Consider the following 26,237-nt stretch of genomic DNA (forward strand, 5'->3'; position numbering starts at 1 on the left):
TCGACGGTATCGCTGGTTGGAGGCGGCCCTCAGCGGGCCGCACCCCATGGCATGGCCAACCGGCCGAGCAGGCGGATGGCGAAGCTCGAGGCAAGGCCGAGCACGCCGATCGTGATCATGCCCAGCGCGATGTCGGAATACTGGACCAGTGAGTAGGCCTCCCAGGTGAAGTAGCCGATGCCGAACTGGCCGGAGATCATCTCGGCGGCGATGAGCGAGACCCAGGCGACGCCCATCCCCACGGTCAGCCCCGTGAAGATCTGCGGCAGCGAGGCCGGCAGGTAGACCTCGCGGAAGACCGAGGCCTCCTTCGCTCCCAGGCAGCGCGCGGCCCGCACCAGCACCGGATCGACGGTCGCCATGCCCTGCAGCGTGTTGATCAGGATCGGGAAGAACGAACCGAGGAAGGTGATGAAGACGATCGATTCCTCGTTCGTCGGCCAGAGCATGATCGCCATGGGGACCCAGGCGATGGCCGGGATCGGCCGCGTGACCTCGCAGATCGGGAAGACGATCTCGCGCAGGATCCGGAAGCGGCCCATCAGCAGGCCCAGCGGGATCGCGACCACGCTCGCCAGGGTGAAGCCGTAGAGGATGCGGCGGCAGCTCATCCAGATATGATCGCCGAAGACGGGATTGTGGGCCGCGAGGATCGCACGCGCCAACACCTCTTCCGGGCTCGGCACGTTGGTGAAGCGCACGTAGAAGATGGCGTGGTTCACCGTCAGCAGCTGCCAGACCGCGATGAACACGGCCAGCGAGACGAGGCCGAGCATCGCGCCGCGCAGTTGCCCTCGATGCAGCCGGAACCAGCGGGCAATGTGGTCCTTGCGAACCGACGCCCTTGGCGTCGGTTCGGTCTTTTTTGGTGCAAGCGCGTCGCTGGACGCCTCCGGCACGGGCGTCGGGTTGGGGAGGGAACGGAGAGCGGCTTCCAACGGATCAGCCCCCCGTCACTGCGGCCTTGATGGCCTCGTCGTATGGCATCACCTTCGAGCCGGATTTCTCCGCCGCAGCCTCGGCATCGCGCTTCAGCAGGTACGGCGCGATCTCGCCCTTGCCGCCAACGGCGTAGAACGCCTCCTTGGCAAAGAGCTTGATGCCGCGCGACGTATCGAAGACGTAGGCGACGTTGATCTCCTTGCCCTTGGACTTGAGATCGTTGATGGCGCCGAGCGTACAGGCCGCGCTCGAATAGGGCTTGATGTCGCCGCCCTTGACCCAGATTTCGCCAGCCTTGCGCGGATCGGTGATCGGCTTCTTGCAGAAGCTGTCCTCGCCGGAGACTTCGTAATTCGCGGTGCTAGCGAGTTGCTTGTCGTAGTCGAGTCCACGCTCGGCGAAGGCCTTGCGGATCGGCTTGTCGTTGACCCAGGTGGAGACGTCGAACTCCTTCACCCGGTCGAGCTTCTGCAGGACCTTGACGTCTTCCTTGGCCGCGTCGACGAGCTGCGGTTTGATGGTGGGATCAATGGTCATGATCCCGCCCGGGCCGAGGAAGATGTAGACGACCTCCTTGTCGGTGCCGGTCCAGGCCGCGATCTGCTCGGCGGCGCGCTTCGGATCGGCCTTCACCCAGGCCTGCGCATCGAGCACCGCCTGGAGATAGGCGTCGACGATCTCGGGATACTGCTTGGCGAAGTCGGTGCGGACCACGACGCCGTGCCAGGTCGGCAGGTTGGTCTCGACACCGTCGAACACCTTGCGGGCAAAGCCGCGGAACGGCAGCAGCTCGGCGAAGGGGACGAAGTCGGCATGGGCGTCGATCTTCTTCTCCTGCAGGTTGGTCGAGCCGACCTCGGGGCTCTGGTTCACCAGCCGGAAGAAGGTCTGCGGATAGCCTTTGTCCTGCAGCGCCTTGAGCACCATGCCGTGGGCGGCAGAGCCGAAGGGAACGCTGACCACCTTGCCCTTGAGGTCGTCGAAGGAGAAGTTGTCGGTCTCCTTGTTGACCACGATACCGTTGCCGGAGCCGTAGAGATTGTAGGCCGCGACCGAGATCAGCTCGGACTGGCTCTCGGGGTTGTTCTTGAAGGTGTAGCCGTTCACGACCAGCGGATAGTCGCCCATCGCGCCGAACTGCAGCTTGCCGGCCATCATGCCGTTGGTGACGGGCGGCCCGGAGGTGAAGTTCTGCCAGTCGAGGGTGATCTTCATGTCGGCATACTTGCCGGTCTTCGGAAGATGCTTCTCGATGAGCTTGAGCTGGCGGATCACGACGCCGACGGTGGCGGTGTTCGTCGTGGTGTCCTGCGTGCCGATGCCAACGGTGAGGGCGGTCTCGGCGCTGGCGGGGCTCGCGAGCATCGCGCCAGCGGCTGCCAGGAGCGCGATCGCCGAGACCGCGCTTCGTCCAACCCAAGTCGACGTCATCATGCGCTCCGTCCTGTGCAATGTCGCTTCGACATCCAGGTCATGATCAGGCGCTTGTCGGATCGCGATCAAATGGAGAGGTCGAAGTCGAGTCGATTAGTTGCTCAAAAAGTCTCGCCGCCCGCGGGCGTGACGCACTTTTGAGCGAGAAGCATTCGAATTAAGCGTCGTCCTTGGCTCCGGGCATGCGCGCGAGGACATCGGGACGCTGAATCAGGATCTGGGAGCGCCTGGTCGAGACGATGCCTTGCTCGGCGAAACGCTTGAGGCTGATCGTCACCCATTGCCGGGTCGCGCCGACCATGTGTGCGAGATCGGCATGGGTGAAGTCGGCAGCGATCAGGACGCCGCCATCCTCCTCGACGCCGTAGAGCCCCGAGAGGTGCATCAGCAGGAAGGCGAGCCGGTCGGTGATCGAGCGGGTGCCCAGCATCTGGGCAAGCGCGGAGTAGCAGCGCCCCTTGAAGGTGAGCCCGTCGATGATGCCGAAGGCCAAGGACGGGATCTTGGTCACGAGCTGGCGCAGGGCCGTGCCCGGCAGGTGCAGCACCGTCGAATTGCTCGCTGCCATGCCCGACCAGCTATGGGTGCCCGTGCCGAACACCTCCGGCCCCCCCACGAAGTTGCCGGGATACCAATAGGCCAGGGTGATCTCGCGGCCGGTCGGCGCGGCGTAGAAGACGCGGATGCGACCGGTCTCGATCAGCCAGATACCGTCGTTCGGCGTCTCCTGGGTGAACAGGGTCGCGCCCCGGTAGAGGACACGGCGGCGGCCCTTCTCCATGACTTGGCTGCGCTCGGTCTCGCTGAGCCCTTCAAGCAGGGGCCGGGGCCCAGCGGGCTGGGGGAACGCCTCCATTGGATTCGTCGCGGCTCCGAAGCATGTCGGAAGCGACAGGCCCGATGAGAGATGGGCCGTTTCCGTCCGGACGGGGATGGGCTGCATCGCTGAACCTCGCATGTGACGAGGGCAGTGCAGCAAAGCCTGTACCAGCTCTAAACTACGGGGAGGCGAGCCAGTCGCTGGACGCGGGGATCGGACGGGCGTGCCTCCCCGAAGCGAAGCGGCACCGGACCTTCAAAGTCCGATGCCGCTCTGTCGACGGTATGCGCTGAGGTCCTGGCTTCAGACCTCCGCCTGGCACCTGCCAATGGCCCAGCGGATCAGCTTGCGCACGTCGGGATCGGGATCCTCGGAGGAACGCTCGAGGTAGCTGAGCGCCTGCGGATGGGCGATCTCGCCGAGGGCCGCGGCGGCCTCCTTGCGCAGATTGCTCACCTCGGATTCGAGGGCGCTGCCGAGCACGTCGATGGCGGCAGTGGACTTGATCCGGCCGAGTGCGTTGGCGGTCTTCGTCTTCACCTGCCAGACCGGATCGGCCATCGCCGCGATCAGCGGCTCGACGGCCTCCGGGAGGCGGCTCTTGGCGATGGAGACGGCGGCCTCCTCGCGCACCTGCCAGTTCTCGTCCTGGAGGCCGGCAAGCAGCGTCGAGACGCCGGGGCCGCCGGAGCGCAGGAAGACCAGCGCCGACATGGTGGCGCGCCGCACGCTCGCGTCGCTGTCCCGTGCCGTGGCGAGCAGAGCCGGAAGCGCCTCCTCCGCCTTGAGGTAGCCGATGACGCCGAGACCTTCGCGGCGCACTTCCGGAGCGACACTCTGCAGCGCCTTCAGGGCAGCGGAGAGAGCGTCGGGGATCACCAGCTCGCGCAGAGCGCGGAGAGCCGCAGCCTGGACGAAGGGGTCGGTGTGCTCTGCCCGTTCGATGAGCAGCGGCCCGCAGGTCGGCTCCTTCTTCTCGGAGAGAGTCTCGGCAGCGGTACGGCGAACCTCCTCGTCTGCATCCTCGAGAGACGCGACCAAGCCCTCGACCACATCGGGGCCGTCATGCTCGTCGAGGGCTTTTGCGGCCGCGGCACGCACGGTAGCGTCGTCATCCGCGAGGCCCTTCAGCAGCAGGACCTTGGCCTCGGCGCCCACGGCCTCGGCAAGCTCCATCATCGCGACGCGGCGGATGCCGGCATCGGGGCTCTCAGCGCGCTCTGCGAGATCTTCCAAGTCGTCGTCGAAGGTTTCGAATACCGGTGCCATAATCGACCTCAGCGCAGCAAGTAGGGGATGTTGACCTTCACTGCATTGGTCGGGCAGTCGACTTCGCAGGGCATGCAGTACCAGCACTCGTCGTACTTCATGTAGGCCTTCTGGCGCGTCTCATCGATCGCGAGGATGTCGAGCGGGCAGACATCGACGCAGACGCGGCAGCCCTTCTCGGCGATGCACTTGTCGTCGTCGATGACGACCGCGGCGCTCTTGGCCTGGTTGATGATGGGCATGGAGTATCTCCGTGTCTCAGGGGGATAGGGCCGTCGCGGCGCGCTATTCGGCGGCGACTGGCGTCTTGATGCGGAGCTGGTGGTAGGCGCTCATCTCTTCCTCGGCGACGGGAACGATGAACGGGTCGACCTCGCGCTTGGCGCTCGCCATCCTGCCCTTCTCGTCCTTGAACAGGACCGTGTGGCAGGCCCAGTTCGGGTCGGTTTCCGGGTGGTCGACACGCAGGTGGTAGAAGCCCCAGCGGCTCTCGGTGCGATAGAGAGAGGCGTGGGCGGCCATATCGGCGCAGTCGAGAATGGTCTGCGTCTCGAGCGCGCGCAGCAATTCGTGCGGGTCGCGGGCGACGAGGTGGCTGAGATCCTCGCGGACCTCGGCAAAGCGGCGCTGGCCGAGCTCCATCTTGGCCGTGACCTTCGGCGGCTCGAGATAGTCGTTGACGAAGCGTCGGGTCTTGAACTCCATCTCGTTGGGGGTGATGCCGTCCTCGCGGCGGGTCGGCGCCAGCACGCGCTCCTGCTCGGCCACGACGTCGCCCTGGTCGTATTCGGCCAGCGTCGTCGAGGCACAGTAGGCGGCCGCATGGGCGCCGGCGATGCCGCCATTCACGAAGGCGCCGAGCATGTAGTTGTGCGGCACGGCCGCCATGTCGCCGACCGCGTACAGGCCGGGCACGGTCGTCTGCGCATACTCGTCGACCCAGACGCCCGAGGCCGAATGGCCCGAGCAGAAGCCGATCTCGGAGATGTGCATCTCGACGGCGCGCTGGCGGTAATTGGTGCCGCGCCGCTCGTGGAACCGGCCGCGCGAGGGCCGTTCGTTCGAGTGAAGGATCGTCTCGATCTCGGAGATCGTCTCCTCGCGCAGGTGGTCCATCTTGAGGAAGACCGGGCCGTTGCCGCCCTGAAGCTCGCGCCAGAACTCGAGCATCATCTGGCCTGACCAGTAATCGCACTCGATGAAGCGGTCGCCCTTGTTGTTGGCGGTGTAGCCGCCGAACGGGCCGGTCACGTAGGCGCAGGACGGGCCGTTATAGTCCTTGATCAGCGGGTTGATCTGGTAGCATTCGAGGTTCGCGAGCTGGGCACCGGCATGGTAGGCCATGGCGTAGCCGTCACCGCAATTCGCCGCGTTCTCGTAGGTGCCGAACAGGTAGCCTGAGGCCGGCAGACCGAGCCGCCCGGCCGCGCCGCAGGCGAGCACCACGGCCTTAGCCTTCACGATCAGGAACTCGGAGGTGCGCGTATTGACGCCGATGGCACCGGCGATGCGGCCATCCGCATCCTTGAGCAGGCGGGTGGCCATGTAGCGGTTGGTGACCGCGACCTGGAGGCGGCGGAGTTGCCGATAGAGCACCTTCTTGACGTTGTGCCCCTCGGGCATCGGCAGCACGTAGGTCCCCATGTGGTGGACCTTGCGCATGTTGTATTCGCCCGAGCCGTCCTTCTCGAACTTGACCCCGAGCTTGTCGAGGTACTGGATCATCGGGAATGAGCCCTGGGCGTAGGCCATCACCGCCTTCTGGTTGACGATGCCGTCATTGGCGACGGTGATCTCCTTCACGTATTGCTCAGGCGTGGCGTAGCCCGGCACGACGGCGTTGTTCAGCCCGTCCATGCCCATGCTGATCGCGCCCGAGCGCTTCACATTCGCCTTTTCCATCAGCAGCACGCGCAGCTTCGGATCGGCCTCCTTGGCCTTGATCGCGGCCATCGGGCCGCCGGTGCCGCCACCGATGACGAGGATGTCGGTCTCAACGATTTCGACGATGGGACTCGTTTCGGTCATGATGCGGGCTCGCTGATCGGGCGCTGGCCGGAGCCGCGCACTCGGGAAAGAAAACAGGTTCGGTCGGTCATGCCGCCTGGGGCGTGCGGTCGTCGTCGACGGCGATCGCCGGGTCGGAGGCCTCTCGGGCGAGGTCGCGCAGGTAGACCCACGGGAAGATCCCGCGCGCATGCCCGTCGGAGAAGCCGAGATTCACGGCGTATCCGCCGAGCGGATCGATCTTGGTGACGGCCACGGCCTGGAACGAGGCAGGGAACTTGTCCTCGATCCGGTCCCGCGTGCACCAGGCGCAACGGCAGCGCAGTCGCAGCGTCTCGGCTGGCAGGACAGCCTCCTCGCCATTCGCCCAGACGAGACGCAGGTCGCGACCACCGCGGGAGACCACGGCATCGGTCGGAACGGCTTCGGGATCGAACGGCGGTTGTTCGGGCAATCTCATGGTGGGTCCGTCATCCACTGGTGCCTGAAGGCAGGTGGATTAGAACCGGCGTAAGAGACGCCAGCGAGCAATTAGTTGCCGGAAGGGCTCGAAAGGTTTCGGCAGCCTCGCGTCGGGCCGACGTCCGCAGCCTCTAGCGTATGGTCGTCGGGAGAGCAGGATCGCCATCGAGCGACGGCTTCATCCAGCGCCGCATCTGAATATCAGCCGCGCGGCGACGGACTTCGGCGAACAGTCTTCGGTTTCACGTATCGAGCGTCTTCCTGGCGAAGCTCTCGATGTAGTCGATGAGCCGATCTGAGGCGGCGCCGGCCGCCTCGGCATCACGCCTCGCGACGGCGTCGCAGACGTCGGCATGGAGGTTGGCGGTCAAGGGCAAGTCCGCAGCCTGCTTGTAGTGCTGGTACCAGAATCGACGCGACAGGCCGGCCATGTTCGCGAGTGAGCGCACGGCAAATTCGTTGCGTGAGGCCGCAGCGATCAGCTCGTTGAATTGATGGTCGAGCCGCATGAAGGCGAGATCGTCCGAAGAGGCGGCGGCCGCGCGCATGTCGCGGGCAATCGCATCGAAAACCGTGCGCTCTTCCTGCGTCGCACGCTCGGCGGCGAGCCGGGCGATCAGGCCTTCCAGCACCCGTCGCGTTTCGAGGAGACGCAGCTGAGTGCGCACATTGATCTCCGATACGAGAATCCCGCGCCGCGGCATCACGACGACGAGGCCGTCGCGAACGAGACGCTGGAGGGCCTCTCGGATCGGTGTCCGGCCGATGCCCAGACGCTGCACGAGATTCTGCTCACCGAGGACCATGCCCGGCGGCAGGACGAGGGTGGTGATCAGCTCCTCGAGCTGCCGGTAGGCCTTCTCCGTGAGCGTGAGGTCGGGCAGATCCCCCTGATCGGCCCGAGTGACGGAACCCGCCTTGGCACGGCCGGCGCTCGCTCGCCCACGCTTCTCCAAGCCACGGGTCGAGGACTTCCCGCTCACGAAGTTCATGTTCCATCCGCCTCGTACTTGCCCCGCATGCCTAGCACGCCGCCTTCGGCGATGCATGGCTGATAAAGCCAGTGTGCGCACATGATCGCCCACTGATATATCTTGCGCATCTCAGACATATCCTTCATGCTGACTAGATAAAATAATGCATGTGGGAGGGTGTCTTGGTAGGGCAGATCGCGATACCGGCCAGCGGCGCACTGCCGGCTGAGGCAGAGACGAGATCCATTGCGCGCGCGTCGAGCGGAATGATTGCTGCGCGGCTCGAACGGCTGCCGATGACGCCGTTTCAGCGCAACATCTTCCTCATCATCGCGACTGCCTGGTTTTTCGATTCGATCGATCTCGGCTCGCTCACCTTCCTGCTCGGTTCGATCAAGACAGAGTTCGGCCTCACCACCGCCCAGGCGGGCCTGCTGTCGAGCATGAGCTTCGTCGGCATGTTCCTGGGCGCTGGCATTTCCGGAATGCTGGCGGATCGCTTTGGCCGGAAGATCGTCTTCCAGGTCAGCATGATCTTCTGGGGCCTGGGCAGCCTGTGGTGCGCCTTCGCCCACGACGCCACCACACTGGGTTACGCCCGACTGCTGCTCGGCTTCGGAATGGGCATGGAGTTTCCCGTCGCCCTCGCGATCGTTTCGGAGTTCCTTCCGACGGCGAAACGCGGTCGCTACCTCGCGATCATGGAAGGCTTCTGGCCCCTTGGTTTCATCGCGGCTGGCTGCCTCTGCTACGTGCTGCTCTCTTACTTCGACTGGCGTGCCGTCTTCCTCGCCCAGGCCATCCCGGCGCTTTTCCTCTTCGTGATCCGGTTCTACGTGCCTGAGTCGCCACGCTGGCTGGCCGATCGCGGTCAGCACGACGAGGCGAACAGAGTGATGAGCGGCATCGAAGCGAAGGTCGGCGCGCATCTCGCCGGCCGCTCGCTTCCCGAGCCGCAGCCCCTGCCCGAGCAGCCTCAGGGCGAACGGCGCTTCTCCTTTCTGGACGATCCTGATTTCGCTCGCGGGCGTCCCCGGCTTCATCACCTCGGCAATCCTGGTCGAGCGCTGGGGCCGCAAGCCGACCGCCGTGCTGATGCTGCTTGGGAGCGCCGTAGCCGCCTACCTCTACGGCCACTCGCCGAGCTTCGGCTGGCTGATCGCCTTCGGCTTGGTGATGCAGTTCTTCCTGTTCGGAATGTGGTCCGTTCTCTACGCCTACACGCCCGAGCTCTACCCGACCCGGGCACGGGCCACAGGCGCCGGCTGTGCCTCCGCCATCGGTCGCATCGGCTCCCTGATCGGCCCCTACGCCATCGGCATCATCCTACCGACCTTCGGCCATGGCGGCGTCTTCGCTCTCGGCGCCGGCTCGTTCGTGATCGCCGCGGCGAGCGTGGCTTTCCTCGGGATCGAGACGAAGGGTCAGGCGCTGGAAGCCATATCGAGCTGACGGGTCAGGGTGTGTGGCGCACCTCGCATCGATCGCGCAGCCGTAGGCGTTGCAATCTAATATATCAGTGATATTTTAAACGCCGACGAACGGAGGAGATGCCATGGAACTCGCGGTCACCAAGATGAGCGAGCGGCAGCGCGCCTACCGGGCTAATTACCGCCAGCGGGTTGCCGGCTGGTACAACGGCGTCCTGCACATCGCGATCATCTACACGATCGGTCTGACGGCGCTTTACATCTACATCTCGAACCTCAAGGCGCCGAGTTGGGTCGAGTTGCTGACGGTCCCGGTCGTATTTCTGTTTTGCAACTTCTTCGAATGGTGGCTGCATCGCTACGTGATGCATCGCCCGTCGCAGAACCCGGTGGCGCGCGCCGTCTACAACCGCCACACGCTGCAGCATCATCAGTTCTTCACTGAGCACGAGATGCGTTTCGCCGATCACCGGGACTACCGGGTGACGTTCTTCCCGCCCTATGCGCTGGCGACTTTCACGCTGTTGTCGATTCCGGGCGCGATCGTCCTCGGCAATCTGTTCTCGGCCAATGTCGGCTGGCTGTTCATCACGACGACGACCAGCATCTACATGATCTACGAGTTCATGCACTTCTGCTGCCACGTCGACGAAAACTGGTTCGTGCGGAACATGCCGTTCATCAACACGAACCGGCGGCATCACACAGCCCACCACGATCAGTCGATCATGATGGAGCGCAACATGAACCTCACCTTCCCGATCATGGATTGGCTGTTCGGAACGTCCGATCTCAACCGCGGCCTGCTCGGGACGCTCCTGAACGGTTACGACACCCGCTTCGTGAAGACCGATATGCGCAAGACCGCCCGCACGCCCGGCGCGACGCCGTCGGGTGCGATGCAGCCGGCGGAGTGAGCCCGCCATGAGCATGATCGAACCGAATGTGTCGGCGCTCGCCTGGTTCGCCCTGTTCGCGGGCGTCGCTAGCACGGGCTTCTACGTCCTGACTGGCGTGTTTCCGCTGGAGACGCGCCCGGACTTGAGGGGCCGTCCGCTTGGCCTCGCGCTGGTCGTCGCCAACGTGGTCCTGCTGCTCGCCCTGATCGGCGGCAGCCTCGCCTACGGCGCTGCGGAGCTGCGCTGGACGAGCCTCGTCATCGTCAGCGGTCTCGCGGTTCTGTTCGCACCGGGGTTGTTCAACATCTGGCCGCAAGGCTGGCGCGACGGGGTCGCCGGGCTCGTCATCGTCCTCACGGGGATCAGCATTTCGGTCGGCCTGCTGCAACATGTCGGTGCGGTCTTCAGCCTGTAATCCAGGAGCGATCCCATGCCGTTTCGTATCAAGTTCGGTCTGTCCGTCGCCGTAGCCTTGGCTGCGCTCGGAGGCTGGTTCTACATGCGCTACCTAGGTCAGAGCGGCCCGCAATGGGCTGTCGCCTTCCTCGGTCCGTTCATGGTCGTGAGCCTATGGATCTTCCCGGAGGTCATGCGCACCCGCTCCGAGGGCCGTACGCCGCGCCATCAACTGAGGGATGCGCGTCCATGAGCAGGATCTATCTGGGCGACCGCACCATCGACGGCATCGTCCTGACCGTCGATGGTGAGCCGCTCGATGACCACGCTGGAACGCGCTGCTACTCGCGCAACGGGTTCGAATGGAGCTACGAGGGCCCGGAGCCGTCCCAGCTGGCCTATGCGATGCTCGTCGAGCACCTCGGCGATCCTGCTCAGGCGGAGCGGCTGCAGGAGCCCTTCATGCGCAACGTCGTGGCGAATTTCCAGAACGAGTGGGAGATGAGCTCGGCGGACATCGACCGGGTTCTCCAGAACCTCCGCTAGGCGCTTCTCCGAGCGATCGAGCCGAAGCCGACATCATCAGGCAGCAACTGGTTGGGAACGACCAGCAATGGGTTGCAACGTGGCATGACGAGCCAGCGTGGCGAGAAGATCCGTTTGCGTGATGACGCCAATGATCATCCGGTCGGCCGAAACGATGACAATCGCATGGGTCCGACCATCCGTGAGCGTCTGAACCAAGCCGACAGCCGGGTCGTCCTTGGCCGCGACCTTCGCCTCTTGGACCACATCGGCAACCTGCACGGCGGCCTTCTTCGCGAGTTCGCGAAGGCCGACCGTTCCCAGCAGTCTGCCGCCTTCGTCGACAACGGGAAGCGTCCTGATGTTGTGGTCGAGAAGCAGTGCCGTTGCCTGCTCGATCGTCCCGCTCCCTGTGATCGTAATGACGTCGCGGGACATGACGTCTTCGCAAGTGAGTTCGCGATGGGTGTGTACGAGGGCCTGTAACTCGACCTGGTGGAGGAGACGGTCGAGATCGGCTCGATTGATATCCAGTGTCTCGTTCATCACCGTCAGAGCCGCATCGACATCCTCGGCCCTGAAACCGACGCGCAAGCCAGCAGGAAGATCAGCCGTCCCATGTGTGTTGACCGGTGGTTTGACCGGCACGTGCGGATAGCTCCGCCCCGAAAGCTTGTGAAAGACGACACCCAAGGTGACCAGGATCACCGAATTGATGCACACCGGAAACAAGGGGAACAAGAAACCAGCCGACGTCACAGCGTGACCGCCGATCAGAGCCGTCAACGCGGCCGCGCCACCCGGCGGGTGAAGCGAGCGCGTAAACGACATAGCCGCGATCGCGAGTGAAACGCCGACGCCGATCGCCATGATCGGATCCGGAACGAACCGGGCGGCGAGAACGCCCATGAGCGCGGAAATCGTGTTCCCCCCGATGATCGACCAGGGTTGGGCGAGTGGGCTTGCAGGCACCGCGAAAAGGAGCACCGCCGAAGCGCCCATCGGTGCAACGATCAGGGGGATGTGTGGCCCTTCGCCGAAGAACCAGCCGCAGATGAGACCCGTCAGGGCAATGCCGATGAGGGCGCCGAGACAGGCGATAAGGCGCTCCCTGAGCGTGGCTCCGGCGAGGATCGGCCTGAAGATCTGAAAGCCGAAGAGTTTCGCTCCTGGTGTCGATACCTTGGGATCGGCCATTCGCTGTCTTCCTCGACGCACGCGGGGAGCTTCGGAAGCGAGGCCACGCAAGCGGGCCAAGCCTCCATCGAAGCGCCGGGCTGAGCGTAGCAGTGGCCACGCTTCGGCAATGAGCGGTCTAAACGCAGAGCGGATTTGCACATTGCGCGTGCAAAGCCGCTCAGGATTGCAGCATTACCGGTTCAAATGAGCCGGCGCAATAAAGGTATATCGTGTTTGGTATACCAAATGCCCATCAAATGGGCATCGAAAGGCTCTGCATCGAGGCGAGGAGAGGTGCCTCGACCCGCGTGAGGTGCACACGCCGATGGCATTCCTGACGACAGCGCGCAGTGCGGCCGCCACCACCAAGGAAGTCCGCTCAGTCGGGGAGTGGCACGCAAGTTGCCCCGTCTATTCGTGTTCAGGGGCTGTCGAGTGAGAGCGCTCGATCCGATTGAGGTCGCATCGATGACACAAGGACTTACACCGGACGAAGGCAAGCCCAACAAAGATCTCAACGGTTTCGCAAAACTACTGCATTCGCTTGCCAATCACATGCTTCTCATTTCAGGATGTTATTTGGTTGCAATCGTTGCCGCGCAATTGATGATTTACAACCGGGATGGCCAGTGGATCGGCGCTATTCGGCCGCTTTACGCGAAAATCATAGATTCCAACGTCGCGGCGATCTCGGCGGATTCGGGTGTGCTCTCTTACATGTTGGATAGTGTGAACACGCTGTTTCTCGCTGGCGGGACGATGCTCGTGTTCGGTGGCATTAAACTCGCGCTCGGACATCGTATTCCGCCTAAAGACGTCTCGATGGAGCCTTTGATTGCATGACCTGTGATCAGGCTCGTCGTTGGGCCTGACCAGCGTATCGTTTTTCCAGGCGGCCAACTCCGGTTGCCTTCATCTCAAAAGCTGACGTTCCGCATTCGGCCACTCTCAGCGAGCGAAAACCCAATCTGGGTCTGCTTTCGGGCAGCATGCGCCGCCGCTTCTCATCAGCTGGCCGCCGCCGCCGTGGCTGCAGCCTTTGCGTTCGACGATGCGGAGTAGGATTCAAGCAACCTGATCGCCGCCGCAAGCTCACCCATGGCGTCCCGAGCGACGATGATGCCGTGTCGCTCGTACACAGCCCTCAAGGCTTCCTCGGCGAAAGTCGCTGCGTAGATCAATTTGGCCAGATCATCTTGAGACACGTCCGCCATCGATCATCCCCGTGTCGCCGCACGCCCGGGCTTTAGCATAGCCTTCGCCGTTTGACCTGCTTCTCAATGTCCCGGTGTCACAGGTCGACAAGCGCCGCCCGATGCGCAGATCGGACGGCGAGGATCGAGGGACGAGAGCCTTTCCGGCACGTCGCCGGTCATCCGGAGTGAGGGAACGTCGTCACGCCGATACCGCTTGCTTGCAGCGGCTGTTCGGCTTGCTCGAGTCAGCCGCCGGTCATCGGTGGGAAGAACGCGATCTCTCGAGCCCCGTGGATCGGGCTGTCGGTGCGGGCATGGACCCGATCGATGGCCGCGCGCACCACACCCTCGTTCTCGAAGGCGTAGGCATATTCCTCGCCGCGGCCCTTCAGCCACGCGACGAGGTCAGCGACCGTTCTGGTGTCGGAAGGAGGCGTAACGGTTTCCTCGGCCTTGCCGATCCGTTCGCGCACCCACGCGAAATACACGAGCTTCATGACGGTCCCGACCAAACTCAAGGCTCGTCGATGACGTGCCGGATCCCCGCTCTCATGTAGTCCCAGCCGGTATAGAGCGTGAGGGCTGCGGCGATCCAGAGCAGGACAAGGCCGATGGTGACCGTGCCGGGCAGGATCGTCTCACCGGCAGGCCCAGCCACCAGGAAGCCGAGCGCCATGATCTGTAGCGTCGTCTTGTACTTTGCGACCTTGCTGACCGGCACGCCTACCTTCAGCTCCGCGAGATATTCGCGCAGGCCCGACACCAGTACTTCGCGGCACAGAATGACAATGGCGGCCCAGACCGACACGCCGCCAATCGTGTGATCGGCCACCAGCATCAGGAGGCAGGCGGCCACCAAGAGCTTGTCGGCAATCGGGTCGAGCATGCGGCCGAGCGCAGACGTTTGCGCGTAGGTGCGGGCGACGTAACCGTCGAGATAATCGGTGATGCCGGCAGCGATGAAGACGCCGAGGGCCGCGAAGCGGGCCGAATGTTCTTCCGGCCAGAACAGCAGTGCCACAAGCACCGGGACCGCGACGAGGCGGCCGTAGGTCAGGCAGTTCGCCAGCGTCCAAGCCTGCGAGCGCCTCTGAGGAAAGACCACGTTCATCGGCGCGGTGAAATCACGCGCCTGCGAGGGCGTCAACCGCGGCGTTTGAGACATGGGCTCAGGCATTTGCATGGAAGAAGTCGTAGACCGCCCTTGCCGTGGCCGCATTCACACCCGGTGCCTGGGCAAGATCCTCCAGCGCGGCGCGCTGGATCGCCTTCACGGTCCCGAAATGGTGGAGCAGCGCGCGCTTGCGCGTCGGCCCGATGCCGGCAATTTCGTCGAGCGGGTTGCGGACCAGCTCGCGCTTGCGCTTGGCCCGGTGCGTGCCGATGGCGAAACGGTGGGCCTCGTCTCGCAGGCGCTGCACGAAATAGAGCGTCGGATCCCGGGGCGGCAGCTTGAAGGGCGCCTTCCCTGGAATGAAGAAGGTCTCGCGGCCGGCATCGCGGTCGCGCCCCTTGGCGATACCCGCCAGCGCGACGTCGGTGACGCCGACCTCCTCCAGCGTCGAGCGGGCAGCCTCCAACTGGCCCTTGCCGCCGTCGATTAGGACGAGGTCGGGCCAAGCCGGAAACACATCGCCGTCGGCATCCGGTTCTGCAACGGGCTCCGGCGCCCCATCCTCCGCGGCGGTGGCCACTTCCCTGGACGTGCGAGGCGCCTCCTTGACCAGCCGCTTGAAGCGCCGGTGCAGAACCTCGCGCATCATGCCGAAATCGTCGCCTGGGGTCAGCTCCTCCGATTTGATCGTGAAGGTGCGGTAGTGCGTCTTCATGAAGCCGGTCGGCCCGGCGACGATCATCGCGCCGACCGCATTCGTGCCCGAGATGTGAGAATTGTCGTAGACCTCGATCCGTCGCGGCGGCGTCGCGAGGCCGAACGCCTGGCCGAGGGCTGCAAGTAGCTTGCCCTGAGAGGCCGTGTCCGCGAGACGACGGCCGAGGGCCTCCTTCGCGTTGCGCTGCGCGTACTCGACCAACGCCTTGCGCTCGCCGCGCTGAGGCTGGTGGATCTCAACACGATACTCGACACGGCTCGACAGGGCGGCGGCGACAAGCTCCGCATCCTCGATGGCATGACTGACCAGGACCGCCCGCGGGGCCGGCTTGTCGTCGTAGAACTGGCTGATGAACGAGGCGAGCACCTCGTCCGGGCTCATGCTCTTGTCGGCCTTGGGGAAGTAGGCGCGGTTGCCCCAGTTCTGGTGGTTCCGGAAGAAGAACACCTCGATGCAGAACTGACCGGCCTGCTCGTCGAGGGCGAAGACATCGGCTTCCTCGACGCCCTGGGTGTTCACACCCTGCGTGCCCTGGATTGTCGAGAGCGCGGCGATCCGATCGCGGAATCGCGCGGCGCGCTCGAACTCCATGGCATCCGAGGCCTCCTGCATCGACTCGCGCATCCGGTCCTTTACGGCGTTGGACTTGCCGGACAGGAAGGCCTTCGCGTTCTCGGCGAGACCGGCATAGTCCGCCTCCGAGATCTCTCCGGTGCAGGGGCCGGAGCAGCGCTTGATCTGGAAAAGCAGGCAGGGCCGGCTGCGGTTCTCGTAGTAGCTGTCCGAGCAGGTGCGCAGCAGGAAGGCGCGCTGCAGCGCGTTCACCGTGCGGTTGACCGCCCAGACGCTGGCAAAGGGTCCATAATAGTTGCCCTTCCGACGCCGTGCGCCACGGTGCTTGACGATCTGAGGGGCCGGCCCGTCGGCGGTGAGCAGGATGTAGGGGAACGACTTGTCGTCCCGCATCAGCACGTTGAAGCGGGGCTTGAGCTGCTTGATGAGGTTGGCCTCGAGCAGCAGCGCTTCGGTCTCGGTGGCGGTAGTGACGAATTCCATCGCCGCCGTCTGCGAGATCATGCGGGCGATGCGATTTGAATGGGCTTGGCCGCGGGCATAGGAGCCGACGCGCGCCTTCAGGTTCTTGGCCTTGCCGACGTAGAGGACGTCGCCCTTGTGATCGAACATCCGGTAGACGCCGGGCGAGCCCGGCAATGTCGACCAGAAGCGCTTGATCACCTCGGTGCCGGCGGCGACTGCGCCGGGCTCGAAATCGAAGTCGATCTCGGCCGCATCGTCGAGGGCGGGAGCCTCCGGCTCGTCGTCCTCGGGGGCGTCGAACCCATCGGGGGGAACGTCGCCTTGGTTCGATCGGGGTCCGGGGCGGCTCATGGCCCCGATGTAAGGCCCGGCGATTCCGCTTGGAAGGGCCGGCGGCGTGCGCCTCAGTCGAACAGCGCGTCGATGTCCGACTGATCGACGTGACCGGGATCCTCGTCGAGCTTCGGCCCGTTCAGGAGGGACTTCTCGTCGTCGATGCTCACGGCGGGCGCATCGACGGTGATCAGCTCGCGGAAGCTGTCGAGCCCGCTCCAGGCTTCGATCATCCGGTCGAGATGCTCCTCGACGAACTTCAGCACGCTGACGATCTTGCTGATGCGCTGGCCGGTGAGGTCCTGGAAGTTACAGGCCTCGTAGGCGACGATCACACGCTCGAGGATGACGTCGACATGCGCCTGAGTCGCCTTCGGAAGGCGCTGGCCGCGCAGCATGTTGGCGTTGGTCTCGATCTCCTCGATCGCGCCGAGGATGGTCGAGGTGGCGGCTTCGGTCGACTCGACGACGGCATCGAGCTCGCCCGCGACACGGCGCATACCCTTGCCGGCGCTGTCCGAGCGGTGGAGGTTCGCAATCTCCTGCTTGGTCCGCGTGATCGCGTCCTTCATCAGGTCGAGTTCGGAGCGCATGGCGAAGGCCTCGCTCAGCTCGCGCCGGCAGGCATCGACGGTCTCGCCGGCACTGGCCTGCGTGAGACGCTTCAGGTCCTGGATCGCGGAGAGGATCTCGTCGAGTTGGGCCGCTCGGGCCGGAGACGCCGCCGCCGACTCGGCCTGGGCGTCGAAGCTGAGGCCGAGGGTATCCTCGATGCGGTAGCGTTTGGCGGTCATCGTCGGCTTCGGCCCATGGCGGGGATGGCAGGTGAAAATCCCGCAAAACGGTTTCCAATTGCTGAAAGAATTCAGCGTCGCTTTCGTATTTACCGGGCGTTCACGACGAATCGTCTCGGCCGTGCGCCGGATATCGCCTCCCTCCCCCCTCGACGAGACCCGTTTCCCACGAGTAAGTTACTGAAATCGATCGGATTTTAGTCAACCTGCCCGCGGCGCGCTTCCCGGAACGTCGTGAACGATTCACCACGTTCCTTCACCGCATTCTCGTGCTGTCCGGCCAAGCTCGTCCCGGACAGCCCCGCATGAGCCCTGCCGGCTCTCCCGGGCGCGACGAGGACGACATGCGATGCGTTTGACGGTGACTCTGTGCGCGGCCGGGATCGCCGCCATCCTCTCGGCGACGGCGGCGCAGGCCCAGTCGCGTTCCGGCCAGTACGGCGGCGGCTTCATCGAGTATCTGGTGACGGGCGGCGAGACGATGCGCGCTCCGGCTGGCGGCCGCGCGTTGCGCGACGACGGCGTGCTGCCGCGGCACCCCGCAGCCTACGGCTATGGTGGGCCGGATGCGATGCGCTATCCCGATGGCGATCCCTATTCGGGCAATAGCCCCGAGGCGTCGGCACCGCGTACGCGCCTCGCCGCCCTCCCCCCGCAGGCCGCTCCTCAGGAGGCCACGATCGGCCGCGCGATGGACCCGCGCTACGAGCGCCAGGTCGTCGAGTTTTCCGGCAGCCAGCGTCCAGGCTCGATCGTGATCGATACGAACGCCAAATATCTCTATCTCGTGCAGGGCGGCGGCCGCGCCGTCCGCTACGGCATCGGCGTCGGCCGGCCCGGTTTCCTCTGGCACGGCACCAAGACGATCAGCGCCAAGCGCGAATGGCCGGATTGGACGCCGCCCGCCGAGATGCTGCTGCGTCGTCCCGACCTGCCGCGTCACATGGCAGGCGGACCGGCCAACCCGCTCGGCGCCCGCGCCATGTATCTCGGCTCGTCGCTCTACCGCATCCACGGCACCAACGAGCCGCATACGATCGGCCAGGCGGTGTCTTCGGGCTGCATTCGGATGATGAACGAGGACGTCATCGATCTCTACGAGCGCACCCCCGTGGGAACGCGCGTCGAAGTGATCTGACGACCGGCTTTCCGAAAGAAAGCCCCGGCGCGGATCTCTCCACGCCGGGGCTTTTCTATTCTGTTTCGTGCGATACGGGCGACTGCGATCAGACCCAGTCGTCGTCCCCACCGCCTCCGAAGTCGCCGCCCGAGTCACTGTCGAACGAGGCGTCGTCGAAGTTGCCGGAATCGCTGCCGCCGCCGAGCGCCGAGCCGAGATCCTGGTTGTCGCCGCCGCTACCGAAGAAGTTGTTCTCGGTGATGTTGTCGCCACCGCCGAGGCCCGCCGCCGCGGCGCTGCCGAGATGCGAGTGGCCGCCCGCGAAGGCGTTCGACAATGCGCTGCCGAGGAGCATGCCGCCGGCCGCGCCCGCGGCCATCGGAAGAGCCGTCGCGAGGAAGCCGCCGCCCCTTGCCGGGGCCTGCTGAGCCTGCCCACCCCAGGGACCGCCCTGCTGCGGACCGCCATAGGCCGGCTGTCCGCCATAGCCGCCCTGCTGCGGATATCCCTGTTGAGGGTACCCCTGCTGCGGACCACCCTGGTTGCCCCAGGGCTGTCCGGCCGGACGCTGCTGCGGCTGCTGGTCCGGGCGCGCGCCACCGCCGAAGATGCTGGACAGGAAGCCGCCACCGCCCTGCGGCTGCTGCTGCGCCTGCTGCCTGGTCTGTTCGAGCTGCTGGTTCAGGCTCTTGATCGCCTCTTCCTGCACGTAGATCAGCTGAGCCATGGCGTAAGGCGCATAGGGCTGGCTGCGCAGCTTGTCGGCAATGAAGCGCTCGGCGTCGGCGTCGCGCGGCTGGTTCCCAGCCTGCTCCAACCGCTGGAAGATGCCGTTGATGATGTCGCGTTCTTCGCTGTTCATAGGCCGTCCTCCTGAGGGCGGGCGGCAGCAAGGCCACCGCATGACGCCTCAGAGATGGGGGGCTGCGACAGCTTTGTCAGGGGTCTCCGCAAACTTTGGCCTGCGCTCAGGGGCCGCGGGATGAAAATCGCCGGTGGCCGCCGCGGTTGGCATAGGCCCGAAACGGCGGAAGCCCGGCCGTGAGGCCGGGCTTCCTGAGCGATACCGAAGCGGCAGAGCTTGATCGGGCACGACCGCGAGGATCGCCCCCCAAGTTCGGTCTTAGTACGAGCCGAACTTGTAGTTGATGCCGGCGCGGACGACAGCGAACTCGGTGTCGCGGACACGCGAGCCGCCGGAGGCGACGACGACGCCCGGGCTGGAGGTGGTGACGAGCGCACCAGCGTTGTTGACGGCGAAGGCGCCGGCGCTGGCGTTGCTGTTGCGATCGAGGTTCACGTACAGACCTTCGACCTTGAGGGTCACGGCCGACGAGCGGAAGAAGTTCAGGAACGAGTCGGTCGGGAGAGCGTACTCGATACCACCGCCTGCGACCCAACCGGTCTGGAAGTCGTTCGAGGACACGCCCGTGCCGAACTGGCTGCCGCCGCCGCTGCCGTAAGCGAAACCGCCGGTGCCGTACACCAGGGTGCGGTCGAAGGCGTAGCCGAGGCGGCCGCGAACGGTGCCGAAGTAGTCGAGGCCCGAGAGGCCGTTCGGGTTGAACACGGCCTGCGCAGCGAGCGGGCCGGTCGAGACGAAGCGGTTCCGCTCACGACCGAAATCGGCGTACTGGGCGTCAGCCTCAACACCGATCACGAAGCCCGAGCCCGGGGTGAACTGGTAGTTGTAGCCGATCTGACCACCGCCGACGAAACCGTCGTTGCTGCGGTTGCCCGGGAAAGCGATCGCGGCGGTCGTGCCCGGCAGGACCAGCGTGCTGGCGCCGTTGACGCCGAGGACGGTCGGGCCGTTGTTGTCAGACGTGCCGAAGCCGTAACCGGCGTTGAAACCGGCGTAGAAGCCCGTCCAGGTGAAGACCGGAACCGGCGTGAAGACCGGCGGGGGCGCAGCGCGGCGCGGCAGGTCGGCAGCGAAGGCCGAGCCAGCGAGAGCGATAGCAGCGAAGGCCGTCGTGGCCCGGAGGAAAGATTTCATCGTACTGGTCCCTTTTACTCTGCACCGATCCACCCTGAGGGCCGGTCCGGCGCGGTTCCCCGTATCTATTCCAGCAACCGAGGGGATGCTGTTGCGCTGCAACCACGCCAGCCGTCCCGAAGGCGGCCCCTTTGTGGCAGTGGTTGCCGATCCCTTGGTCACTTGAGGCTAAAACGCCACCAAACGGTCAAGGTTGCCTTACCGCCGAGCTTTTTTCCCCTGTTTTGTTGGACAAGTTGTCGCAGGGGTGGAACCCGTACGGCCAAGTTCCGAGAGCGTGATACCAAGCTGGTAGGAGCCTGCGATGTGCGGTGCCGCACCCGAATTCCGGCTCCGAGATCACGGGGTCAGGGCGATTGCCGAGATCAGCCGGCCATAATCGGCCTCGCCGCGATGGGTCGTGCGCCGGTAGCTGTAGAAGCGCTCGTCGTCGGCATAGGTGCATGCACCGAGGATGACGGCCTCGCCGACACCAGCTTCCTCCAAGCGATTCAGAATGAAGCCCGGCAGATCGAACTGCGCGTGCCCGGGCCGCTCGCCCTCGGCGAAGAAACGCTCGGAGCCCGGCGCCTCCGCGCGGAAGCGCTCGACGAAGTCTTGTCCGACCTCATAGGCGGGCTGCGAGATGGTCGGCCCGAGCACGGCGACGATCCGGCTCCGATCCGCACCGAGTTCCTCCATGGCGGCGACCGTGTTTGCGATCACGCCAGTCAGCGCGCCTTTCCAGCCGGCATGAGCCGCGCCGACGACGCGGCCCTCGGGATCGGCGAACAGGATCGGCCCGCAATCGGCCGTGGCGATGCCCAGCGCGAGCCCCGGAACCCGCGTGACCATTGCGTCGGCCTGCGGACGTTCGTCGAGCGGGAACGGCGCCTCGACGGTCACCACCCGGTTCGAATGCACCTGATAGAGACTGACCAGGGCATCCTTCGGCAGGGCGAGCTGGGCGCACATCCGCCCCCGGTTCTCGGCGACGCAGGCTGCCTCGTCGCGGGAACCGATGCCGCCATTGAGCGAGGCGTAAAGCCCCTCCGAGACGCCGCCCTGACGGGTGAAGAAAGCGTGCCGCACATAAGAGTGCGAAGAGAGTTCGGGCGCTTCGATGAACATGGCGGGTCCGGGGCGATCGATCGTTGCGAGGGCCGTGGTCACGCCGATGCCGGAAAGCCGGGCAGCGCGTCGAGCGAGGAATGGCTGATGCAGAGCACCTTGAACAGGGAGCCCATGCCGCGCCGCGCCGGGTCGGTCAGCCGCGCATGGGCCGCTTCGATCGCCTCGGCCTGAGCCGGCGTCGCGCGCTGCTTCAGCCGGTCGGCGCGCAGGCGCAGGCCGAGGGCGCCCAGAAAATCGCGCTGGCCGACGGGACCGTGGATGCGCGCACCTTCGGCGGAAGCGGCGGAAGCGAGTGCGGCGAAATCGACATGGGTTGTGAGGTCGGCCTCGCCAGGCGCCTCCAGCGGATCGACGAAACGATGGCTGGCGAGCGCCTGCAACGTGTCGCCGAAGCCTGGGCGGACATGGCCGTAATCGATCGCGAGCAAAGCGCCACCCTGGCGGACGAACCGTCCAGCGAGTGTGCGCGCGGTTGCGAGCGCCGCACTCGGCACGGTCAACACGACACCGACGGGTGCATCACGAGTGATCGTCCTATCCGGCTCGGGGGACAGGCCGCGCACCAGACGCGTTCCATCGGCCGAGAGGCCGACCAGCCGCTCGCACCATCCGGTCTCCCGCCGCTCGAACTGCCTGACGGGCAGTGCATCGAAGAACTCGTTGGCGACGAAGATCGCAGGACCGTCGGGAAGGGTGTCGATGGCCTCGTGCCAGTGCGGCGAGACCCCGGAGAGACGATCCTCCTGGAGTGCGCGCAGAACCGGGCTGGTCTCGACGAGGTGGAGATCGATCGCGGCACCGGGTGCGGCAGAGCGCAGGGCCCGCACGGCATCCACCATCAGCGTTCCGCGGCCCGGACCCAGCTCGACGAGATCCAGCCTCTCGGGTGATCCCATCGCGGCGCGGGTTGCGGCGATCCAAACACCGATCAGCTCGCCGAACATCTGGCTGATCTCAGGCGCGGTGATGAAGTCGCCGCCGCGTCCGAGGGGATCGCGCGTCCGGTAATAGCCGTGGACCGGGTGGCCGAGGCAAAGGGCCATGTACCGGTCGAGGCCGATCGGGCCGTTCTCACGGATCTCGGCCGCGATCTCCGCGAAGAGCGGCGTCGGCTCTGGGCTGGTAGTGGTCAGATCTGTCCCGCCTCGGCCTGAACCTCGACCTCGGGATGACGCGGCCGGGTGACGCCGCGTGCAGCGAGCACGATGTACATGATCCCCACGATGGCCATGGGCACGCACAGGAGCATGCCCATGGTGATGCCTCCACCGAGCGCGCCGACCTCGCGTCCGAACAGGAAGCCGAGTTGCGGATCGGGTTCGCGGAAGAACTCACAGAAGGTCCTAGTGATGGCGTAGCCGAGGACGAAGATGCCGCCTAGGAGCCCTGGCTTGCGGAAGCCGAACCGGCGCACGCTGATCGCCATGACGATGAAGAGCAGGAGCCCTTCCGCCGTCGCCTCGAAGAGCTGGCTCGGATAGCGCGGAACATCCCCCCCGGTGGGAAAGACGATGGCGTAGGGAAAGTCGGGTGCCGCCCGGCCCCAGAGCTCCCCGTTCACGAAATTGGCGATGCGTCCGAAGAACAGCCCGATCGGCACCACCACGGAGGCGAGATCCAGCATGGTGTAGCCGTTGAGCCCGCGCCGATGCGCGAACAGCAGGAGAGCGAAGATCGAGCCGAGGAACCCGCCGTGGAACGACATGCCGCCGTTGCGAATCGCGAGGATCTCGGCCGGGTCGTCCATGTACATCGGCAGGTTATAGAAGAGCACGTAGCCGATGCGGCCGCCGAGCACGACGCCGAGCGCCACCCAGACGATCAGGTCGTCGACGTCGCTGAGCTTCGGCCGCTTGACCACACCCCAAAGCGAGTCGGACGCCACCAACTGGCGCGCGTAGAACCAGCCGCCGACGAGTCCGGCGATGTAGGCCAGCGCGTACCACTTCACGATCGGCACGCCGCTGATCGAGATCGCGACGGGATCGATGGCCGGGAACGGGATGGCGAAGAGGGGTGGCATCGGCTGAGGTCCCGGAGCGTCGGGCTATGCGATCGGTCGCGCTGGCCTTGCACCCGCGCCCGCGGAACCGTCAAGCGCGGCGGCCCGTGCTTGCCTCGATGCCTGTAGCGCGGGAAAGCTCCAGCTTTACGACGAAGCGACGAGGGCAGTCGGCTTGTTGAGCAACGTGGAGATGGTGGCGCGTCTGGTCCTGGCGGGCGCGCTCGGCAGCGTGATCGGCTTCGAGCGCGAGCGCTTGCTCTGGGCAGCAGGCCTGCGCACGCACATGCTGGTCTGTGTCGGCGCCTGCCTGATCATGATCGTCTCCGCCTTCGGCTTCGCCGACGTGATGGGCGCCGACAAGATCGTGCTCGATCCCTCCCGCGTCGCGGCCCAGGTCGTCTCGGGCATCGGGTTTCTCGGCGCAGGAACCATTCTCTTACGCGGCGAGGTGGTGAAGGGACTCACCACGGCAGCGAGCCTCTGGGCCGTTGCGGCGATCGGCCTCGCCATCGGCGGCGGCCTCTACGTGGCGGGGATCGCGACCACCGTCATCGTGATCGGCATCCTCGCCGGCGTGAAGCCGATCGAGGAGAAATGGCGGGGGCACATGCAGACACGTGGGCTGCAACTGACCGTGCGGAGCGGGACAATGTCGATCGACACGCTGCACGTGGTCGCCGGCGCCCGCGCCTCCCGCGTGCGTCAGTTCGTGGTCAGGCCAGGCGCGGACCCGGACCACGAGGAGGTCACGGTGTCATTCGTCCGGCTGTCGCAGACGAGCGTCGACGCGATCGCCGCGAAGCTGCGCAAGAACGAAAACGTGATCAGCGTCGCGTCCTCGGACGACTAGCGGCGAGCCGTTCAGACCGAGGCGTCGTCCAGGAACAGCCGGTAGGCCGGGTTGTCGGTCTCGTCGACATAGGGATAGGCGAGCGCGTCCAGCGCCGCGTCGAAGCGGGCACGCTCGGCCGGCGGCACGTCGATCCCAGCGAGCACACGGCCGTAATCGGCGCCGTGGTTGCGGTAGTGGAACAGCGTGATGTTGAACCCGTCGCCGAGCGCCTCGAGGAACTTCATCAGAGCCCCCGGCCGCTCCGGAAACTGGAAACGGTAGAGCCGCTCGTCGGGCAGCCCCTGAGCGCGCCCGCCGACCATGTAGCGCACATGGACCTTGGCCATTTCGTTGTCGCTCATGTCGAGCACGCGATAGCCCTCGGCGGTCAGGGAGGCGATCAGCTCGCGCTTCTCCGGCCGGCCGCCGGGCAGGTTGATGCCGACGAAGATCTGCGCCTGTGCATCACGGGCGTAGCGATAGTTGAACTCGGTGATGGCGCGCGGCCCGAGCGCGGCGATGAAGGCGCGGTACGAGCCCGGCCGCTCGGGGATGGTGACGCCGATCAGGACCTCACGCTCCTCGCCGATCTCGGCGCGCTCCGCGATGTGGCGCAGGCGGTCGAAATTGAGGTTGGCACCCGAGGAGATCGCGACGAGCGTTCCGCCGCCGCCGTTCTCGGCCGCCCAGGCCTTGGCGCCGGCGAGACTGAGCGCGCCCGAGGGCTCGGAGACGGCACGGGTGTCGTCGAAGATGTCCTTCACCGCCGCGCACATGGCGTCGGTATCCACCGTGACGATCCCGTCGAGATGCTCGCGGCAGAGCCGAAAGGTCTCCTCGCCGACCTGGCGCACCGCGGTGCCGTCGGCGAAGAGGCCGACGCTCGGCAGCGTGACGAGGCCGCCCGCATCGAATGCCGCCTTCATGCTCGCGGCATCATCCGGCTCGACGCCGATCACCTTGGTCTCGGGCCGCAGGTACTTCACGAAGGTGGCGATGCCGGCCGCGAGGCCGCCGCCGCCGATCGGCACGAAGATCGCCTCGATCGGCCCCGAATGCTGGTGCAGGATCTCCATGCCGATGGTGCCCTGGCCGGCGATCACGTCGGGATCGTCGAAGGGGTGCAGGAAGACCAGGCCCTGCTCGGACTCGAGCCGGCGGGCTTCGCCGAGCGCCTCGTCGAAGTTGTCGCCGAACAGCACGACCTCGGCACCCCGCGCGCGGCAGGCATCGACCTTGATGGCCGGCGTCGTGCCCGGCATCACGATCACCGCGCGCACCCCGAGTTGCGCCGCGCCGAGCGCCACGCCCTGCGCATGGTTGCCCGCCGAGGCGCAGATAACACCGCGCGAGAGCTGTTCGGGCGGCAGTTGCGACATCTTGTTGAAGGCGCCACGCAGCTTGAACGAGAAGACCGGCTGCAGATCCTCGCGCTTGAGCATGACGGGACGGCCGAGGCGCGCCGACAGGCGCGGCATCGGATCGAGCGGGCTCTCCTTGGCAACGTCGTAGACGCGGGCGGAGAGGATCTTCTTGATGTAGTCGGTCACGGCAGGGGAACTTCGCGACGGGGCGGGAGGACTCCGGAGAGCCCGATCTAGTCCCTCCGGCCGCCGGACGCGAGCACCCTGGCGCAGG

At 65.6% G+C, this 26,237-nt stretch carries 28 protein-coding genes and 1 pseudogene; 9 read left to right on the top strand and 20 right to left on the bottom strand.

The features are described from left to right. Positions 1–29: 29 nt before the first annotated feature. The 8 genes from HCU64_RS02400 to HCU64_RS02435 all read right to left on the bottom strand — a co-directional run bounded on the left by HCU64_RS02400 (position 30) and on the right by HCU64_RS02435 (position 7,926). Positions 30–938, bottom strand: a complete 909-nt coding sequence (locus HCU64_RS02400; RefSeq protein WP_267922105.1) for an ABC transporter permease — start codon at positions 936–938, stop codon at positions 30–32. Between the two features lie 4 nt (positions 939–942). Then, the gene (locus HCU64_RS02405) at positions 943–2,307 is read right to left on the bottom strand and encodes an ABC transporter substrate-binding protein (protein ID WP_233382885.1); all 1,365 of its coding nucleotides are present in this window, start codon (positions 2,305–2,307) and stop codon (positions 943–945) included. A gap of 226 nt (positions 2,308–2,533) precedes the next feature. Beyond that, positions 2,534–3,232, bottom strand: a complete 699-nt coding sequence (locus tag HCU64_RS02410) for a Crp/Fnr family transcriptional regulator (RefSeq protein ID WP_233382187.1) — start codon at positions 3,230–3,232, stop codon at positions 2,534–2,536. A 267-nt stretch (positions 3,233–3,499) separates the two neighbouring features. Further along, positions 3,500–4,465 (bottom strand): HEAT repeat domain-containing protein, encoded by a 966-nt coding sequence (locus HCU64_RS02415; RefSeq protein ID WP_233382188.1) that lies wholly within the window; start codon positions 4,463–4,465, stop codon positions 3,500–3,502. 8 nt (positions 4,466–4,473) lie between these two features. Further along, the gene (locus HCU64_RS02420) at positions 4,474–4,707 is read right to left on the bottom strand and encodes a 4Fe-4S dicluster domain-containing protein (RefSeq protein ID WP_233382189.1); all 234 of its coding nucleotides are present in this window, start codon (positions 4,705–4,707) and stop codon (positions 4,474–4,476) included. A 43-nt stretch (positions 4,708–4,750) separates the two neighbouring features. Beyond that, the gene (locus HCU64_RS02425) at positions 4,751–6,493 is read right to left on the bottom strand and encodes a fumarate reductase/succinate dehydrogenase flavoprotein subunit (protein ID WP_233382190.1); all 1,743 of its coding nucleotides are present in this window, start codon (positions 6,491–6,493) and stop codon (positions 4,751–4,753) included. Positions 6,494–6,560: 67 nt separating this feature from the next. After that, a complete protein-coding gene (locus HCU64_RS02430) occupies positions 6,561–6,932 on the bottom strand; it encodes a gamma-butyrobetaine hydroxylase-like domain-containing protein (RefSeq protein ID WP_233382191.1) in 372 nt (123 codons plus the stop codon). Between the two features lie 244 nt (positions 6,933–7,176). Then, entirely contained in the window at positions 7,177–7,926 is a 750-nt protein-coding gene (locus HCU64_RS02435; protein ID WP_233382192.1) for a GntR family transcriptional regulator, read from the bottom strand. Positions 7,927–8,204: 278 nt separating this feature from the next. On the opposite strand from HCU64_RS02435, the pseudogene HCU64_RS02440 reads away from it, so the two are divergent. The 6 genes and pseudogenes from HCU64_RS02440 to HCU64_RS02465 all read left to right on the top strand — a co-directional run. After that, positions 8,205–8,756, top strand: a pseudogene (locus HCU64_RS02440) (MFS transporter); the annotation flags it as partial. A 208-nt stretch (positions 8,757–8,964) separates the two neighbouring features. Beyond that, entirely contained in the window at positions 8,965–9,360 is a 396-nt protein-coding gene (locus HCU64_RS02445; RefSeq protein ID WP_233382886.1) for an MFS transporter, read from the top strand. A 103-nt stretch (positions 9,361–9,463) separates the two neighbouring features. Continuing rightward, positions 9,464–10,255: a sterol desaturase family protein gene (locus HCU64_RS02450; RefSeq protein WP_233382193.1), complete on the top strand. Its 792-nt coding sequence runs from the start codon at positions 9,464–9,466 to the stop codon at positions 10,253–10,255. 7 nt (positions 10,256–10,262) lie between these two features. Then, entirely contained in the window at positions 10,263–10,652 is a 390-nt protein-coding gene (locus tag HCU64_RS02455) for a hypothetical protein (RefSeq protein ID WP_233382194.1), read from the top strand. A 15-nt stretch (positions 10,653–10,667) separates the two neighbouring features. Then, entirely contained in the window at positions 10,668–10,886 is a 219-nt protein-coding gene (locus HCU64_RS02460; protein WP_233382195.1) for a hypothetical protein, read from the top strand. Beyond that, positions 10,883–11,179, top strand: coding sequence for a DUF6166 domain-containing protein (locus HCU64_RS02465; protein WP_233382196.1), 297 nt, complete (start codon positions 10,883–10,885; stop codon positions 11,177–11,179). The genes HCU64_RS02460 and HCU64_RS02465 overlap by 4 nt, the downstream gene beginning before the upstream one ends. A 36-nt stretch (positions 11,180–11,215) precedes the next feature. Here HCU64_RS02465 and HCU64_RS02470 read toward each other — a convergent pair whose 3' ends face one another. Further along, positions 11,216–12,355 (bottom strand): HPP family protein, encoded by a 1,140-nt coding sequence (locus tag HCU64_RS02470; protein WP_233382197.1) that lies wholly within the window; start codon positions 12,353–12,355, stop codon positions 11,216–11,218. Positions 12,356–12,772: 417 nt separating this feature from the next. Between HCU64_RS02470 and HCU64_RS02475 the strand changes: the two genes are divergently transcribed. Further along, a complete protein-coding gene (locus HCU64_RS02475) occupies positions 12,773–13,180 on the top strand; it encodes a hypothetical protein (protein WP_233382198.1) in 408 nt (135 codons plus the stop codon). A gap of 164 nt (positions 13,181–13,344) precedes the next feature. Here HCU64_RS02475 and HCU64_RS02480 read toward each other — a convergent pair whose 3' ends face one another. The 5 genes from HCU64_RS02480 to HCU64_RS02500 all read right to left on the bottom strand — a co-directional run bounded on the left by HCU64_RS02480 (position 13,345) and on the right by HCU64_RS02500 (position 17,530). Beyond that, positions 13,345–13,551, bottom strand: coding sequence for a hypothetical protein (locus HCU64_RS02480; protein WP_233382199.1), 207 nt, complete (start codon positions 13,549–13,551; stop codon positions 13,345–13,347). 227 nt (positions 13,552–13,778) lie between these two features. After that, the gene (gene moaD, locus HCU64_RS02485; RefSeq protein ID WP_233382200.1) at positions 13,779–14,030 is read right to left on the bottom strand and encodes a molybdopterin converting factor subunit 1; all 252 of its coding nucleotides are present in this window, start codon (positions 14,028–14,030) and stop codon (positions 13,779–13,781) included. 17 nt (positions 14,031–14,047) lie between these two features. Continuing rightward, entirely contained in the window at positions 14,048–14,644 is a 597-nt protein-coding gene (gene pgsA / locus HCU64_RS02490) for a CDP-diacylglycerol--glycerol-3-phosphate 3-phosphatidyltransferase (protein WP_233382887.1), read from the bottom strand. Positions 14,645–14,702: 58 nt separating this feature from the next. After that, positions 14,703–16,754: an excinuclease ABC subunit UvrC gene (gene uvrC, locus HCU64_RS02495; RefSeq protein ID WP_233382201.1), complete on the bottom strand. Its 2,052-nt coding sequence runs from the start codon at positions 16,752–16,754 to the stop codon at positions 14,703–14,705. A 53-nt stretch (positions 16,755–16,807) separates the two neighbouring features. Continuing rightward, positions 16,808–17,530: a protein phosphatase CheZ gene (locus HCU64_RS02500; RefSeq protein ID WP_233382202.1), complete on the bottom strand. Its 723-nt coding sequence runs from the start codon at positions 17,528–17,530 to the stop codon at positions 16,808–16,810. Between the two features lie 349 nt (positions 17,531–17,879). Between HCU64_RS02500 and HCU64_RS02505 the strand changes: the two genes are divergently transcribed. After that, the gene (locus HCU64_RS02505) at positions 17,880–18,668 is read left to right on the top strand and encodes a L,D-transpeptidase (protein ID WP_233382203.1); all 789 of its coding nucleotides are present in this window, start codon (positions 17,880–17,882) and stop codon (positions 18,666–18,668) included. Positions 18,669–18,756: 88 nt separating this feature from the next. Here the strand turns inward: HCU64_RS02505 and HCU64_RS02510 are convergent, their stop codons facing one another. The 5 genes from HCU64_RS02510 to lgt form a co-directional block, all read right to left on the bottom strand. After that, entirely contained in the window at positions 18,757–19,512 is a 756-nt protein-coding gene (locus HCU64_RS02510) for a DUF2076 domain-containing protein (protein ID WP_233382204.1), read from the bottom strand. A gap of 261 nt (positions 19,513–19,773) precedes the next feature. Next, entirely contained in the window at positions 19,774–20,649 is an 876-nt protein-coding gene (locus HCU64_RS02515) for an outer membrane protein (protein WP_233382205.1), read from the bottom strand. A 339-nt stretch (positions 20,650–20,988) separates the two neighbouring features. Further along, positions 20,989–21,759, bottom strand: coding sequence for a peptidoglycan editing factor PgeF (gene pgeF / locus HCU64_RS02520; protein WP_233382206.1), 771 nt, complete (start codon positions 21,757–21,759; stop codon positions 20,989–20,991). Positions 21,760–21,797: 38 nt separating this feature from the next. After that, entirely contained in the window at positions 21,798–22,805 is a 1,008-nt protein-coding gene (locus HCU64_RS02525; RefSeq protein WP_233382207.1) for a class I SAM-dependent methyltransferase, read from the bottom strand. Between the two features lie 86 nt (positions 22,806–22,891). After that, positions 22,892–23,785 carry a prolipoprotein diacylglyceryl transferase gene (lgt, locus tag HCU64_RS02530; RefSeq protein ID WP_233382208.1) on the bottom strand — a complete coding sequence of 298 codons (894 nt, stop codon included), beginning with the start codon at positions 23,783–23,785 and terminating at the stop codon, positions 22,892–22,894. A gap of 154 nt (positions 23,786–23,939) precedes the next feature. Between lgt and HCU64_RS02535 the strand changes: the two genes are divergently transcribed. After that, on the top strand, positions 23,940–24,617 hold the full coding sequence (locus HCU64_RS02535; RefSeq protein ID WP_233382209.1) for an MgtC/SapB family protein: 678 nt from the start codon (positions 23,940–23,942) through the stop codon (positions 24,615–24,617). Between the two features lie 11 nt (positions 24,618–24,628). Here HCU64_RS02535 and ilvA read toward each other — a convergent pair whose 3' ends face one another. Beyond that, positions 24,629–26,236, bottom strand: coding sequence for a threonine ammonia-lyase, biosynthetic (ilvA, locus tag HCU64_RS02540; protein ID WP_267922154.1), 1,608 nt, complete (start codon positions 26,234–26,236; stop codon positions 24,629–24,631). Position 26,237: the final 1 nt, after the last annotated feature.

The sequence above is a fragment of the Methylobacterium sp. C25 genome (assembly GCF_021352225.1).
In the GTDB taxonomy this organism is placed as follows: Bacteria; Pseudomonadota; Alphaproteobacteria; order Rhizobiales; family Beijerinckiaceae; genus Methylobacterium.

Excerpts from the sequence above, each read along its gene's own strand:
- lgt (WP_233382208.1), bottom strand. The coding sequence starts at position 23,785 with ATGCCACCCCTCTTCGCCATCCCGTTCCCGGCCATCGATCCCGTCGCG.
- HCU64_RS02500 (WP_233382202.1), bottom strand. The coding sequence starts at position 17,530 with ATGACCGCCAAACGCTACCGCATCGAGGATACCCTCGGCCTCAGCTTC.
- HCU64_RS02460 (WP_233382195.1), top strand. The coding sequence starts at position 10,668 with ATGCCGTTTCGTATCAAGTTCGGTCTGTCCGTCGCCGTAGCCTTGGCT.
- HCU64_RS02510 (WP_233382204.1), bottom strand. The coding sequence starts at position 19,512 with ATGAACAGCGAAGAACGCGACATCATCAACGGCATCTTCCAGCGGTTG.
- HCU64_RS02515 (WP_233382205.1), bottom strand. The coding sequence starts at position 20,649 with ATGAAATCTTTCCTCCGGGCCACGACGGCCTTCGCTGCTATCGCTCTC.
- HCU64_RS02415 (WP_233382188.1), bottom strand. The coding sequence starts at position 4,465 with ATGGCACCGGTATTCGAAACCTTCGACGACGACTTGGAAGATCTCGCA.
- pgsA (WP_233382887.1), bottom strand. The coding sequence starts at position 14,644 with ATGAACGTGGTCTTTCCTCAGAGGCGCTCGCAGGCTTGGACGCTGGCG.
- HCU64_RS02450 (WP_233382193.1), top strand. The coding sequence starts at position 9,464 with ATGGAACTCGCGGTCACCAAGATGAGCGAGCGGCAGCGCGCCTACCGG.
- pgeF (WP_233382206.1), bottom strand. The coding sequence starts at position 21,759 with ATGTTCATCGAAGCGCCCGAACTCTCTTCGCACTCTTATGTGCGGCAC.
- HCU64_RS02480 (WP_233382199.1), bottom strand. The coding sequence starts at position 13,551 with ATGGCGGACGTGTCTCAAGATGATCTGGCCAAATTGATCTACGCAGCG.
- HCU64_RS02455 (WP_233382194.1), top strand. The coding sequence starts at position 10,263 with ATGAGCATGATCGAACCGAATGTGTCGGCGCTCGCCTGGTTCGCCCTG.
- uvrC (WP_233382201.1), bottom strand. The coding sequence starts at position 16,754 with ATGAGCCGCCCCGGACCCCGATCGAACCAAGGCGACGTTCCCCCCGAT.
- HCU64_RS02405 (WP_233382885.1), bottom strand. The coding sequence starts at position 2,307 with ATGCTCGCGAGCCCCGCCAGCGCCGAGACCGCCCTCACCGTTGGCATC.
- HCU64_RS02525 (WP_233382207.1), bottom strand. The coding sequence starts at position 22,805 with ATGGCCCTTTGCCTCGGCCACCCGGTCCACGGCTATTACCGGACGCGC.
- HCU64_RS02430 (WP_233382191.1), bottom strand. The coding sequence starts at position 6,932 with ATGAGATTGCCCGAACAACCGCCGTTCGATCCCGAAGCCGTTCCGACC.
- HCU64_RS02465 (WP_233382196.1), top strand. The coding sequence starts at position 10,883 with ATGAGCAGGATCTATCTGGGCGACCGCACCATCGACGGCATCGTCCTG.
- HCU64_RS02505 (WP_233382203.1), top strand. The coding sequence starts at position 17,880 with ATGCGTTTGACGGTGACTCTGTGCGCGGCCGGGATCGCCGCCATCCTC.
- HCU64_RS02470 (WP_233382197.1), bottom strand. The coding sequence starts at position 12,355 with ATGGCCGATCCCAAGGTATCGACACCAGGAGCGAAACTCTTCGGCTTT.
- HCU64_RS02420 (WP_233382189.1), bottom strand. The coding sequence starts at position 4,707 with ATGCCCATCATCAACCAGGCCAAGAGCGCCGCGGTCGTCATCGACGAC.
- HCU64_RS02425 (WP_233382190.1), bottom strand. The coding sequence starts at position 6,493 with ATGACCGAAACGAGTCCCATCGTCGAAATCGTTGAGACCGACATCCTC.
- moaD (WP_233382200.1), bottom strand. The coding sequence starts at position 14,030 with ATGAAGCTCGTGTATTTCGCGTGGGTGCGCGAACGGATCGGCAAGGCC.
- HCU64_RS02410 (WP_233382187.1), bottom strand. The coding sequence starts at position 3,232 with ATGGAGGCGTTCCCCCAGCCCGCTGGGCCCCGGCCCCTGCTTGAAGGG.
- HCU64_RS02435 (WP_233382192.1), bottom strand. The coding sequence starts at position 7,926 with ATGAACTTCGTGAGCGGGAAGTCCTCGACCCGTGGCTTGGAGAAGCGT.